Source organism: Gammaproteobacteria bacterium, from assembly GCA_032250735.1.
Lineage (GTDB): Bacteria > Pseudomonadota > Gammaproteobacteria > SZUA-152 > SZUA-152 > SZUA-152.
Genome location: JAVVEP010000003.1, coordinates 24760 through 38571, shown reverse-complemented (window position 1 = coordinate 38571; position 13812 = coordinate 24760). Strand labels below are relative to the sequence as shown.

The 13812-nt window shown below is 48.3% G+C and carries 12 protein-coding genes; all 12 read left to right on the top strand.

The window, feature by feature from the left end:
- Positions 1-95 precede the first annotated feature (95 nt).
- The 12 genes from RRB22_02660 to RRB22_02605 all read left to right on the top strand — a co-directional run bounded on the left by RRB22_02660 (position 96) and on the right by RRB22_02605 (position 13812).
- Positions 96-500, top strand: a complete 405-nt coding sequence (locus tag RRB22_02660; GenBank protein MDT8383293.1) for a biopolymer transporter ExbD — start codon at positions 96-98, stop codon at positions 498-500.
- A gap of 24 nt (positions 501-524) precedes the next feature.
- A complete protein-coding gene (locus RRB22_02655) occupies positions 525-1184 on the top strand; it encodes an energy transducer TonB (GenBank protein ID MDT8383292.1) in 660 nt (219 codons plus the stop codon).
- Positions 1185-1254: 70 nt separating this feature from the next.
- Entirely contained in the window at positions 1255-3177 is a 1923-nt protein-coding gene (locus RRB22_02650) for a putative porin (protein ID MDT8383291.1), read from the top strand.
- Between the two features lie 38 nt (positions 3178-3215).
- Entirely contained in the window at positions 3216-3890 is a 675-nt protein-coding gene (locus RRB22_02645; protein ID MDT8383290.1) for a hypothetical protein, read from the top strand.
- A 626-nt stretch (positions 3891-4516) separates the two neighbouring features.
- Positions 4517-4999: a hypothetical protein gene (locus RRB22_02640; GenBank protein MDT8383289.1), complete on the top strand. Its 483-nt coding sequence runs from the start codon at positions 4517-4519 to the stop codon at positions 4997-4999.
- Positions 5000-5087: 88 nt separating this feature from the next.
- Complete coding sequence (locus RRB22_02635; protein MDT8383288.1) at positions 5088-5606, top strand: hypothetical protein; 519 nt, start codon at positions 5088-5090, stop codon at positions 5604-5606.
- Between the two features lie 173 nt (positions 5607-5779).
- A complete protein-coding gene (locus RRB22_02630; GenBank protein ID MDT8383287.1) occupies positions 5780-6358 on the top strand; it encodes a polysaccharide biosynthesis/export family protein in 579 nt (192 codons plus the stop codon).
- Positions 6359-6487: 129 nt separating this feature from the next.
- Positions 6488-7624: a hypothetical protein gene (locus RRB22_02625; protein ID MDT8383286.1), complete on the top strand. Its 1137-nt coding sequence runs from the start codon at positions 6488-6490 to the stop codon at positions 7622-7624.
- Positions 7625-7666: 42 nt separating this feature from the next.
- Positions 7667-9415 carry a lipopolysaccharide biosynthesis protein gene (locus RRB22_02620; GenBank protein ID MDT8383285.1) on the top strand — a complete coding sequence of 583 codons (1749 nt, stop codon included), beginning with the start codon at positions 7667-7669 and terminating at the stop codon, positions 9413-9415.
- A 45-nt stretch (positions 9416-9460) separates the two neighbouring features.
- On the top strand, positions 9461-10252 hold the full coding sequence (locus RRB22_02615; GenBank protein ID MDT8383284.1) for a CpsD/CapB family tyrosine-protein kinase: 792 nt from the start codon (positions 9461-9463) through the stop codon (positions 10250-10252).
- A gap of 42 nt (positions 10253-10294) precedes the next feature.
- Positions 10295-11161, top strand: coding sequence for an AAA family ATPase (locus RRB22_02610; protein MDT8383283.1), 867 nt, complete (start codon positions 10295-10297; stop codon positions 11159-11161).
- 14 nt (positions 11162-11175) lie between these two features.
- The gene (locus tag RRB22_02605) at positions 11176-13812 is read left to right on the top strand and encodes a DUF4838 domain-containing protein (GenBank protein MDT8383282.1); all 2637 of its coding nucleotides are present in this window, start codon (positions 11176-11178) and stop codon (positions 13810-13812) included.

Below are 13812 nucleotides of genomic sequence, written 5' to 3'. Positions count from 1 at the left end.
GGTCAGTAAAGAGTGGTCAATAAAAAGTGGTCAATAAAGAGTGATCGATAACCAACGGCCAATAAAACACGGCAGACAAGAATGGGGATGCGAAGATGAGCGCGAATACAGATGTAGATGTTTATGATGAAATCAACATCACGCCGATGCTGGATCTGGCTTATGTATTGCTAGTGATTTTCATCATCATGACCACGGCAACGGTTCAGGGTGTGAAGGTAAACCTGCCCAAGGCGAGCCAGTCGGTGAGCCTGGCAAAGCCACAAACCAAATCCATCACCATCACGCAGGACGGTACTATTTATCTGGATACCTACCCTGTGACGATTCAGGACCTCGAGGCACGATTGCAGGGATTCAAGGCAGTGAATCCCGATTTGCCGGTAGTGGTTAAAGCTGATGGCATGATCGCCTATCAGCGTGTAGTCGAAGTGCTTGATTTGCTCGGTCGACTGGAAATTTCCCAACTTGGGCTGGTGACTCAGCGTCTTGTCAAGTAGCACATTGTCGAGAGATATGGCGACATGAGCGAAAAGAAAAGCTGGAAACGCTATGCGCCAGGCATCATAGGTGGATTGCTGGTTACGCTTGTCGCCGTCAGTCTGGTTATGTTTGTTAAGAATATGCTGGACAAGCCGGTTTCCACCAAAAAAATGGTGCAGCAAATCACCCTGATTCAACCGCCGCCACCACCGCCAAAACTCGAAAATCCGCCAGAGCCGGAAATCAAGGAAGAAGTGGAAGTACCAGAGCCGGAAATCACGCCGGAGGATATGCCGGACCCCATGGCGGATGACGCACCCATGGGCGAGGATCTGGCGCTGGATGCAGAGGGTGTTGCTGGAGGAGATTCTTTTGGCTTGCTCGGAAGAAAGGGTGGCAGGGATTTGATTGGGTCTGGCGGTCACGATCCTTTCGCCTGGTATGCCACATCCATACAAGGTGACATTCTGGATTTTCTATCGGAAGACGCCGATATCCGCAAATTGCAATACTCAATCAAGGTCAGTTTGTGGCTTGATACGAGCGGAAAGATCAAGCGCACAAAGCTTTTGGATTCGACTGGCGACCGCAAGATGGATGAACGCCTGAAGATGGCCTTGGGAAGGCTTGAACAGCTTCGCGAAAAGCCACCGGTCGGGCTTCCACAGCCGGTGAATCTCCTGATTACTTCAAAAATATAGATATGTATAACTGCGTCATCCAACACTGTATACATTGGTGTAAGGCGCTATAAAACGGAAATAGATAACCATGCGATTTTCTCACCATTCACTAAGCTTATGCGTGCTTGTTACGTTTCAGGTCTGGTCTCAACAAGCCAATAGCGATGACGTTGTAACAATGACGACAGGCAGCGAACAAAATGCCATCACCAGTACCATGTCGACGGTGAACGACGCAGGAGGCTCACCCATGGTCGCTGTGGATGATGATAAAAAGGAGTACGAAACGGTTGCCGAAGCGGTTATCGAAACGGTAAGCGAGACGGCTACGAACAGCGGGCAACAAACAGAAGCAACAAATGCGAGCGACATGCCAGATGAATCTGCTCAGGCCACTCCCCGGGATGCCTCATTAGTGGCGCCAGAGGTCGCCGAGGTAGATCCGATGCAACAACCTATCCCGGCAATAAACACGGAGGAACAACAGGCAGCAGATAGCCTGGTACAACAGGTTCTGGAGCGCGCAAAGCAGGCGCAGCTCGATGAGGAGAAATCAAGGCCGACAGTCCCCGAAGGCTCGGTCAGGATCAACTATATTCCGGAGTTCATCAGGGAAGAGATCCGCGAACAGGTACGTGCCGACCTGCGTGCGGATGTGGTAGGTGATGTGCTGACACAGGCAAAGAACGAACGCTGGGGAATCCCGGATGCACTGCCAGCCTGGGTTAACAAGGTCTCGTTCAAGGGCGATATCCGCCTAAGGGCACAGGGCGATATGTTTGCAGACGGAAACGTGGCGAATACCTACGTCAATCTTTCTGAAATCAACGCAAGTGGCGGATTTTATTATGCAGGGCCAGAGGCATATCTCAACACCACCGAAGACCGTTTACGTTTGCGTGCCAGGGCACGTGTTGGAATCGATGCAAAAATAACCCAAGGGGTTAAGGCGGGCTTTCGCCTGAGCACGGGAAATCAGAAAGATCCGGTATCGACGAATCAGACACTGGGTACCTATGGTAACCGCTATCAGGTGGTATGGGATCAGGCCTATCTCAAGCATGATAACTATGATCTGGACGCCTATCACTGGTTAACATTGATAGGCGGAAGGATGCCAAGTCCGTGGGTTTCTACCGATTTGGTGTGGGACAGCGATCTCGCCTTTGAAGGCATTGCCGCGACCTATCGTCGTAGCCTGCGCGATGTAGATAGCCTTTATGATAGTGATTTGAATGACCGCACACTGTTTATGACGATTGGTGCATTTCCTCTACAGGAAGTGGAGCTCACGAATAAAGACAAGTGGTTGTATGGTGCCCAAATGGGCGCGGAATTTATCGCTTTAAATCAATCAAGGTTCAAGATAGCACTGGCCTATTACTTTTTCGACAATATTACCGGCGTGCGTAATAAGGTAGTGGAGAGCAGTGACTATGATTACACAGCGCCGGCCTATATGCAGAAAGGTAATGTCCTGTTCAATATACGCAACTCCGCTGATCCGGATGCAGAACTCTGGGCATTGGCAGCACAGTATCATGAGCTTAATTTGACCCTCTTGTATGACCTGGCGAACTTTTCACCATTGCATGTCGTGCTGGCGGCTGATGTAGTCAAGAACATCGGTTATGATCGCACCGAGATTGAAAATACATCTCTTGGTGTGGTGGAAAGAAGTCAAGGCTGGATCGAATCTGTTGGTCGAACAAAAGAGCGCACGCTAGGTTATCAGCTGGGTGTCACGGTGGGATGGCCACGCGTGACCTTGCCAGGAAACTGGAATGTATCCCTGTTTTACAAATATCTGGAAAGAGATGCAGTGCTGGATGCGATGACAGATTCTGATTTCCATCTTGGAGGAACGGATGCAAAAGGCTGGATTCTTGGTGGAAATTATGCATTGGAAGACAATACATGGCTGTCAGCTCGCTGGATGACATCTGATTCTATAGATGGTTTTTCAATGGGTGTAGATACTGTGCAAGTGGATATCAATGCGAAGTTTTGAAAGTAAATTTCATAGGAATGATCATAAAGGGAATCATTATGCGTGAAATACATCTGAATAATGTTGGCATACCGGTGTTGTTACCGGTACTTATATGTTTGTTATTCTGGAGCAATGCCTCGGCCGAGGTGGCTGCGAGAGACAATGGTAATGATGCAGCCTTGTCCAGGGCGCAGTACCTGTTGCGAGAGATTTCCATGGAGAAAGAGGCGTTACAGGCCGAAAATGTGCGCCTCCAGGATGAAATGCTAAAACGCGACAAGAAGATAGAATCACTTAACAAAAAGATCGAGCTTACAAAGTCGTCACTGAGTAGCTCACGGGATACGCTAGGTAAATATCAGGAGGCAGTGACTGCTCAGCGTGCTCGAATGGGGGAGATGCAAAGCAAGTTCCAGAAACTGGTTGATAAATACAAGGAGCTGGTAGTCGCGCTTCGATTGGTGGAAAGCGAGCGCGCTGATGTTCTAAAAGTTAATCAGGCAGGACGCAGGGCGCTGGAGAATTGTGCAGACAACAATCAACAGCTCTATCAGGTGAACATGGAATTGTTGGATCAATATAAGCACAAAGGAGTTTGGGATGCGTTATTGCAAAAGGAGCCTGTGACACAGCTCAAACAAGTGGAGATAGAAAATCTGCTCGAAGAAATGCAATACCGAATCGAAAAGCTAAGAGTAGCTGAAAATATTTCTGCATCGATAGGTCAGTAAAGGGTTATTGAATTGGTTAACCACCTTAGATTATGAATAGGCAGAAAGAGTAACCGCATCAATCACAGCATCAATATCAAGGGAGCGCCGCAGAACAGTTTAATCCGTCGCATGAAGATTTAACGATAACTCCTATCCCCTGTCCCTCTTTCTTCCCTCCCTTTTACCCGTCCCAGTGACGGGTTTTTTTTGTCCGAAATAATCCAGGAGAGTGTCGGATTCAGGAAGAATTAGCCGCGGAAGTGGGATGGCGGCCCACTATCGAACTCTCTCGCTTCAATCAACCTAAAGCCGATAGCCTCCTGGTAGTTAGCCGGTAATGCTGGCTATAAAACCGGGAAGAGTGATTCCTTTCTGGCGTTGACTTTTTCGCAGGCTGTTCAATTTGCCGGATCAGGGATGAGATAGATGAATGCCCACAGATAGTTTTGTGATATCACCATAACGTGTGCATATTGTTGGGTAAAGGTAATGCACTGGGGTTACATTCCCTTGTTTAATTGCGTCTGGCGTACAAAAAATTGTGATGTGTAATATAACCTTAATCGTACTGTAAAACAGCGGGGTTATATTGTGCTTGCGATGTGAGAAACATTAATTAGTGATTGCCTGACAAGGGGACGACAATGGTAGATAACAAGAAACAGAATGTATCCGTAAGAATGAGCAGTGCTGATTTGAAGCGGATCAAGGATATTGCGAAGCGGATGAATGTGAGGGATTCGGACGTGTTCCGGTTTGCGGTACGCAGTACGCTGACAAAACTGACGCCGCTGGGTGATGATCATGTACATGGCAAGGATCTTCTGCCGGTATTCGTAGGCGGTGGATCTGAGCTGACAAGCTATTTCAATCTTGATTCATCTCGTCTGGAAAGAATCATCAATGAAGGCGTAGATGATCCGGAAAAGATGGTTGATCGCGAAGATGTCGAGATGATTGTTATGGCCAACATTCAGGAGAGCTATGTGTTAATGCGTTTGAAGCATCTGCAAAAGAAGCAGCCGGAGCAGCGGGATGTAGGGCTCGCTCTGAGGGAGTATCTGCTGGAAAAGTACATCGGCGGATTTGGGCCGGGAACATTGAAGGTGGTCGAAAAGCGCGCTTGATATGCAACTGGATGATGTAACGAAAGCCAAAGTATTGAACATAACCAATAAACGTAACCAATAATCAACAATGAAATGGAGTGATATCATGAAAACGGGAAAAATGATGAATGCAGTGTTGGGCGCGGTGCTACTGATGGGTGGTGTGGCATTATCGAATGTACAGGCCGCCACGGTAGCGTATGAAGACGTGGGGTTTATCCGTGGTGTTGGTTATGAGAGTGATGTGTTCACAGTGTCCAGCTCTGGTAACTACCGGGTGAAATTGACGGATTTTTCATTTCCTGACTATTTCGAGGAATTGGAACTGACCATTACAACCAATAATACGGTAATCAATTCCCTCAGCGGCAGTGGTTGGTTCGATTTTGAAGCTGATGTGGGTATTCAGTATTTTGCCAACGTCTATGGTGTTGCCGCAGGCTCGTTAAATCTGGGGTTATACGGAATCGGTGTAGAGGCATTGAACACTCCGGTTTCCAGTGTTCCTATTCCTGCTTCTTTATTGTTAATGTCTTCGGCGCTGGTGGTCCTGGGTGGGTTTGGTCGCGGAGGAAGAAAAGCAGATGAGCAGGAGACATTGTCCGACGAGGCGCTGCCCGCTTAAGGTAACGGGAGGTCCATTCAGTTACCAGTGGTGGCAGTGCTTGTCCAGACTACGTGATGGGTACCTGCCGGGATAGAGCTGTCATAAAAGGGTCATAAATAGTGCGTATTGTGCGCTCTTTTATACAGTTGAGGAGTGATTTCCTCAGCCAGGCCGGTAAGAGACTGCAGTCAATGGCACGTTACAGATTTATGACATTGTGGTTTTTGTTTGTGACGCTAGCAATCAGCCTACATTCTGTGTCAGCGAGGGCGGATGAGAACCTCGGGTTGGACTACCGGACCCAGGCCGGGGATGTCTTGCAAATAGGCGTATGGCAGGAGCCTGATTTGAACTTGGAGGTGATTGTCAGACCTGACGGTGGATTTTCGTTGCCGTTGATCGGGGAAGTTACGGCAAAGGGCAGAACGATCGCTGAGCTGCGTGAGGAGCTGATGGACCGCTTTGGAAAACTCATACCTGATACTGATGTCTTTGTGGCAGTGCGGCAACTCAGCGGTAACAAGATCTACCTGATCGGCAAAGTGGCCAGACCCGGTGAATTTGTCATTAATCGTCATGTCGATGTCATGCAGGCCTTGAGCATGGCCGGTGGTACGACGGTATTTGCGGATGTGAATGACATCAAGATCCTCCGCCGGGTCGGTGACAAACAACAGGTGCTGAACTTTCAATATGGTGAGGTTGAACGGGGGATGTCACTGGAACAGAACGTCTTGCTGAAAAGCGGCGATATCGTTGTGGTTCCATGATGTATTCCCTGAAATAGTGCCCTGATACAGATTCTGTGATTCCGATGTATTGCAAACGGCCAGGATACGGTGTTGCCATTACCATGTATTGACAAATACCGATGCGGCCTCATTGGTGTAGTGTGCGCAATGTCGATGTTATCGGCTGGCAACACAGGGGCGGCTACCTGGGATTTTGGCTACGATGTTGCCTTGACAGCGAATTTTAATGACAACCAGAGACTGACGCCAGAATCTCAGGAATCCATTTTTGGCCATTATCTTGATGTTGAAGCTCAAGTGGTAAGGGCTGCTCCAAAGAGTGACTTAACACTGCATCCCAGATACCGGCTATCGCGTTATAGCAAGGATACTGGGTTGGATAATGATGTGGTACAGATGGATGTCTCAACACGTCTGTTGGGGGAGAAATCGGTATCCAGTGTTACGCTTGACTGGCTCCGTGACACCACGTTGACGAGTGAGCTGGAAGATACCGGTTTAATAGAGGCCGAGAAATACAGAACTGTACGCGGAGTTCACCCTTCATACCAATATCAATATTCGGAAAGACTAAAGAGCGATTTTCTTTGGCACTACACGGATGTCGCATATCAGGATGCCTCGCTGACAGGACTCACCAACTATCGCTATCAGTCATATTCCGGTTCATTGGTGTACGCGATGAGCAGTCTGAACAGCATTCAGGCGGATCTATATGGATCACAGCTTGATGCGCCGGATATCGGCAATCAGGTTGTCGATACAGGTGTCCGTGTAAGCATCAGCCATGCTTTCCATAAGCAGGCAAATGCGACGTTTACGATAGGCGCACATCAACTGGAGACGACGACAGAACTGCCTGGGCCGGACTTTGCATCGACGCGACATGGATTTTTGGGAGATGTCGCGTATTCCCAGGAGCAGTTGAGAACATCCTGGAAACTAAAGGTCCAGCGAAGCATCGAGCCTAGTGGCTATGGACAGCTGGTACAAAGCGATAGAATTGATATCAATGCCAGCGAACGCCTGAGTCCTTACTGGACATTAAAGATCGCTGGTTTGTATTTGCAGAATTATGCCCTGGAGTCGACACAGTCATTTGATTCCCGGCAATACGCCAGACTGACAACTAGCGCTGCCTGGAGGCTGTCCAGAGAATGGCAGATTACCATGCGCTATGCCCGCCAGTGGCAGAAATATGAATCGGCAAGCCGTGATGCCGACTCGAATGAGATTGCTGTAGGCATCGCATATCGACTCGACAATCAGACCCTTCACCCGTGATAAATAATCAAGCCACACTAACTATGGCAGCTATAGTGATCAATGGAACAACAAAAAAATAATTTAGTCGACTATTTGATAACGGCCCGGCGCACCAAGGGAATGTGGGTCACGGCACTGGTCGTTATATTTGTAATAGGCGTCGGGGTGGCATTTGGTCTTCCGCCCGTATATCGGTCGTCTGCGACGATTCTTATTGAACAGCAGGAAATTCCTCAGGAATTGGTGCGCTCTACCGTGACCACCTATGCGGACCAACGCATCCAGGTTATTAGCCAGCGAGTAATGACGCGTGCCAACCTGGTAAAAATTATCAAGAAATATGATCTTTATATAGAGGAGCAGGAGAAGGATCCGCTGGAAGTTGTGCTCGAGGAGATGCGCAAGGATATCGAGATGAAGATGGTGAGTGCCGAGGTGGTGGATCCACGCAGTGGCCGACCGACAATGGCGACCATTGCCTTTACCCTGACCTATTTCAGTGAGTCGCCCACCCTGGCGCAAAAGGTCGCCAATGAACTGGCGTCATTGTACCTCAACGAAAACATCATGAGTCGCCGCGAGCAGGCCACTGAGGCTACGGGTTTTCTCACAGACGAAGCGGATAAACTGCGCGACAAGATCGCCGACCTTGAAAGACTTCTGGCAGTATTTAAGGAAAAGAACGTTAATCAATTGCCGGAACTGACCCAGCTGAATATGCAATTGCTGGATCGGTCAGATACACAGCTACTTGAGGTGGAAAGGCAGCTACGCTCGATAGATGAGCGTAAGATTTATCTTAACTCGCAACTGGCACAACTCAGTCCAAACAATACGCAGTACACCGAGACTGGGGAGAGGATCCTGAGCTCGATGGATCGTCTCAAGTCACTGCAAGCAAAGTACGTCAGCATATCGGCAATTTACAGCCAGGATCATCCGGATCTGATAAAACTCAATAAGCAGATTGCCGCCCTGGAACAGGAGGTGGGTGAGGCGGATGACAGTCGACAATTGCGGGTAAAAAAGACCCATCTTGAAACGGAATTGGCTCTGGCCGTGAAAACCTATGGGGAAGAACATCCCAATGTTAAAAAATTGAATAATTCTCTGGCGAAAATAAACGAGGTCCAGAAAAACGTTCCCGACACGATTGATGAGAGCGTCAGCAAACAGAGCAAACCTGATAACCCTGCCTATATTCGAATGCTCGGGGATCTTGAGGCAGCGGATGCAGAGTATCGCTCCTTGCTACAAAAGCAAGAAGAGCTTCTGGCCATGAAGCAGGACTATGAGGCCCGCCTCACTAATGCGCCGCAGGTTGAACGGGAATATCGGAGTCTCAGTCGTGACTATGAGAGTGCCGTGATGAAATATCGGGAGATAAATGCCAAGCAAATGCAGGCGCAACTGGCAGAGGTGTTGGAACTAGAACGTAAAGGTGAGCGATTCACATTGATTGAGCCGCCACAGTTGCCGGAAGAGCCGGTACGTCCCAATCGTTTGGCCGTAGTGTTCCTCGGTGGTGTATTTTCTCTCGTCGGAGGGGCTGGAAGTATTGTTGTCAGCCATTCCATGGACCAAACCATTCGCGGTGCGACGGGCATACAATCGTTGCTGGGCTCGGCACCGCTGTCGGTTATTCCAAACATGCGTAATGATGAAGAACGGGGACGTACACGGCGGCGACTGTGGTGGGTCTTGCTTAGCCTTTGCGTGCTGGTATGTGCCGCTATCGCGATATTCCATTGGTTGGTCATGCCTATAGATGTTCTCTGGTATGCCGGCCTCCGGCGTCTGGGTATCTAGTCCTGGTACCACACAAAAACTATCAATGGTGAGACTGATAAGGTAATGGAACGAATCAAGCAGGCTTTGGAACGCGCGCGAAAACAGCGTGATGTGGTTGAGAGTGCACCCATATCATCAGACCGCACAGTGACTGCCCCGCCGTCCGCGGTACAGTCTGTTGCCTACACAAACACTCGGGTAGTTCCATCTGCGCCGGGTCTATTACGCAAAAATAAAATCATTGCCAACTGCGTTGATGAAACTACGATCACGGCTTACAACATGCTGCGCACCCAGGTTCTTCAGCGACTGTCGGAACATGGCTGGAATTCGCTTGCCATCATTAGCGCTAACCATGGCGAAGGAAGAACCTTAACGGCCATCAATCTCGCCATCAGCATGGCGCGTGAGGTCGATAAAACGGTATTGCTGGTGGATCTGGATCTGCGCCGTCCAGGCATTGCCAACTACTTTGGCTTCACACCGGAATATGGGGTGGTGGATTATATGCTCAACGATATACCACTGAAGGAGATGCTATTTAATCCCGGCATCGAACGCCTGGTGGTGTTGCCGGGCAACTGCGCCGTGTCCAATTCTGCTGAATTGCTGTCCTCGAAAAAAATGCTGCAACTGGTAGAGGAATTAAAACAACGCTATCCCTCGCGTATCGTGATATTTGATTTACCACCTTTGTTGTCAGCGGCGGATGCGCTGGCATTCGCGCCTCACGTGGAGGCAGCGTTACTGGTGATCGCAGACGGACAAACGACCAAGAGCGACATAACGGATACGCTGGCAATGCTCGAGATTACCAATGTTGTCGGCACGGTGCTTAACCGGAAAATGGCTTGATCACAGCTAACTGGTCATCAACGGATACCTTGGATAATCACCATGTACACATCATTTTACGGTTTTAGAGAAAGACCTTTTTCACTGTTACCGGATCCGGATTTTCTGTTTCTCAGCAAGGAGCATAGCGTCGCCCTGGCAGTGCTGGAATACGCGCTCAGTGGTGGGATTGGTTGTGCCGTGATAACGGGAGAAATCGGCTGTGGCAAAACCACCCTGGTGCGACAGTTACTCAATGATTCCAGTGACGATCTGACCATCGGTCTGATTTCCAATACCCACCGCTCTTTCGGTGAATTGCTTGACTGGGTGTCAATGGCCTTTGATCTGGAGATTAGGGGAAAACGAAAGGCAGAACTGTATCACAACTTTGTAAATTTTCTGGTGCAGCAATACGCAGCCGGGAAACGGACCGTATTGATTGTAGATGAAGCGCAAAATATGGATGCACAGACTCTGGAAGAGTTGCGTCTGTTATCCAACGTCAATGCCGACAAGGATCAGGTGTTGCAACTGGTGCTAGTAGGCCAGCCAGAACTGCGCGACACACTCAGACGGCCAGACCTGGTGCAGATGGCGCAACGGGTCGGCGTCAACTATCACCTGGCCCCGCTATTGCCGGAAGAAGTGCCAACATACATCGCTCATCGGCTGAAAATGGCCGGTGGTGATGAAAACCTATTTGATGCGGATGCCTGCAGCTTAGTGGCGCAGCACAGCGGCGGCGTGCCTCGCATCATAAATACCCTCTGTGATACCTCACTGGTGTTTGGTTTTGCAACCGAACAGACTAGAGTAAATGCCAATCTGGTTGCCGAGGTCATTCGTGATACAGCACGTAATAGTCTGCTATCTGTTTTCAGCGGTGATCTGGATGTGCTTCCTACATCAAGAAAGTCTCATACCTGATAAGTGAGTCCCGAATGTCTGGTACTCATTTTTCATCGTCCTTTCTATTTGTACTGATGTTGGGTAGTTATTTGATGGCAGCAACATCACAGCCAGCGATGGCGGTGGAGAAAGAGGTAGAAAATGCAGTTGCAGAAAAAATAGTAAAAACAAAAGTAGTAACAGATAAAGCCGTAGCGAAAGGCTATACACTCATTCATGACAAATACAGTGACTATTGTATTCGTTACGAAGTTTTATCACCTGCCTCAGTGAGGAAGGCAGCCCAAGATCTACAATACTATTTGCGGCTAGCGACTGATGTGCAGCTAAAGATCGTATTCAAAGAAGACGAATCCTGTCGCGCTTATATTCATCTTGGCGCGAGTTATGTGGCGGCCAATGCTGGCATTACCGATAAAGCCTTGGCGGATGAATCATACCGGCTGGTTACACGAGAGGGCGATATATTCATTGTGGGAAAGGATACTTCGGATGATGCGCATACTTTACTTGGTGGTACCAGCAATGGCACGCGCAATGGCGTATCGACTTTTCTTGAGGACTATGTCGGCGTACGCTGGCTGATGCCAGGCGAAGTAGGGGAAGATGTATTGCCTCAATCAGAGATAATTATACCTGAGTTGAATCGTTATGAGGTGCCAGGATTTGAGAACCGTCGCATTGCCTATATTCAAAACGACAACCCTTTAGTGCAACAGTGGTTACAACGACAGAAGCAGGGTTATTCCCTACAGCTCAATCATTATCATAATTTCCTACAGATGATTCCTGCAAAGGAGTACGATAAACATCCCGACTGGTTTCCAGAAATGGAGGGCGAGCGGCCCAGGCCTGTTGGCCGTTACAAACTGGAAACAACAAATCAGGAACTGCTGCAAGCGGTGGCCAGTCGTGTGGATGAAGCGTTTAAAAAAGACAAGTCACTCTATTCATTTTCCATTTCCCCTTCGGACAGTGGCGGATGGAGCACCAGCCGTGAAAGTCTTGCCCTATACGATCGTGACCCTCACGGTAGGCAATCTATCACTCCCCTCGTGCTGGATTTCTATAGCAAAGTTGCAGACCTAGTGGGAAAAACGCATGACGAGAGGCTTGTTTGTGGTTACATCTACACAAACTACCTGTATCCACCTTCGAATGGTATTCCTCATCTTCCCAATAATTTGTGTCTGGTATTAGCGCCGGACATCAGCTATGGCTATGGCCTATATCGAGAAAAGACACGAAAAGATCTGGATTTATTGTTGCAGCAATGGAGCAAGGCTACACCGCAGGTCGCTTACTACGACTTGCCAGTGAACCTGCTGCAAACGGTGGGTGCGCCAAACCCGCCAGGGGTGGAAATCCTAACATACCTCTACCCAAAGATTGCTGGTGCCGGCATGCGCGGTGTTTACATGTATGGCGTTAGTGCCTGGGGGCATGGTGCCCTAACTAATTATCTTCTCGCTAAACTTAACTGGAATCCGCAAGCAAATATAAAGGAAATAACCCGGGACTACTTTCTGAGAGCGTATGGTGAAGAAGCCGGTTACCTCATGCATGAAATATATTCACTGCTAGATTCGGCCAATAAAGAGTTCCACCTTCAAAATGAAAGGGCTGGCTATCGATTGACGCCGTCACTGTTGAAAGCGGTTTATCTTCCGGTGTTAGGAGATATACAAGGCAAATTCACTAAAGCACAAGGGCTAGTGAAAACGCACAAACAACATTTACGGTTGTGGATGTTTCAAGGCAATATGAATCACTTTTACACCTATCTCCAAGACGCAGGGATGGTTGCTTTGGACAAAGATTCAGTATTTGGTGACAAAATGCTAAATACAAATCAACCCACTAATTCTTCACTCACTGGCCTTGAGTTATCTTTAGCTCCAGTATCGGATGAAGATGAATCACCTTATAAATTACGTCTACGCCTGATGGTCGATAAGGTAAAGAAATTGTTCGATGACTGGTCCAGTTCAAAGACACATGACGAACGATATAGTCCAGTAATTACAATCATTGAGACTGCAGCGATGCTGCGAGGTCATTCATTGCTGGCGTTATATCCTGCACAGGACGGTGAGGTTGATATCACTTTTAACAAGGTTGTCGATTTTGGCGAGTCGGTGAGATACCACTTGCTGGATAATAAAGGTCTCACATTGCAAAAAGGCGATGTTATAGAAGGACAGACGTTACGTAAATACATGAAAAATAAAAATGTCTACTACCTGGATATCGTTTCGAAGCAGGCCATTGTTCGTCCAGTAGTAACTGGTGCCGAAATGGCATTAGCCAGCCAGCAAAAAACAGATGGGTTACATCTATTTGGCGCAATAGGCACATTGGAATTTATGGTGCCAAAAAATGTCACTAATTTTTCTGTATCGCTTCATACAGAAAGCAAACATGAAAATGCCGCCGCAGATATCTATGCGCCAGAAGGCCAGTTAGTGGCCTCATTGGATACCAATGCACACATGTCAAGCAATATTGTAGTAAAAGTCACTGGCGAGTCGCTTGGTATTTGGAAACTGGTAGGGAAAGATTCCATTGCAGGTGTTGCCGATGATGTGTGGTTGCAGCTTGATAATCGTCTGACACCTTGGGTAATAGCCCGAAGTGATAACACAATCGATACCGTGATCGGAAAGTAG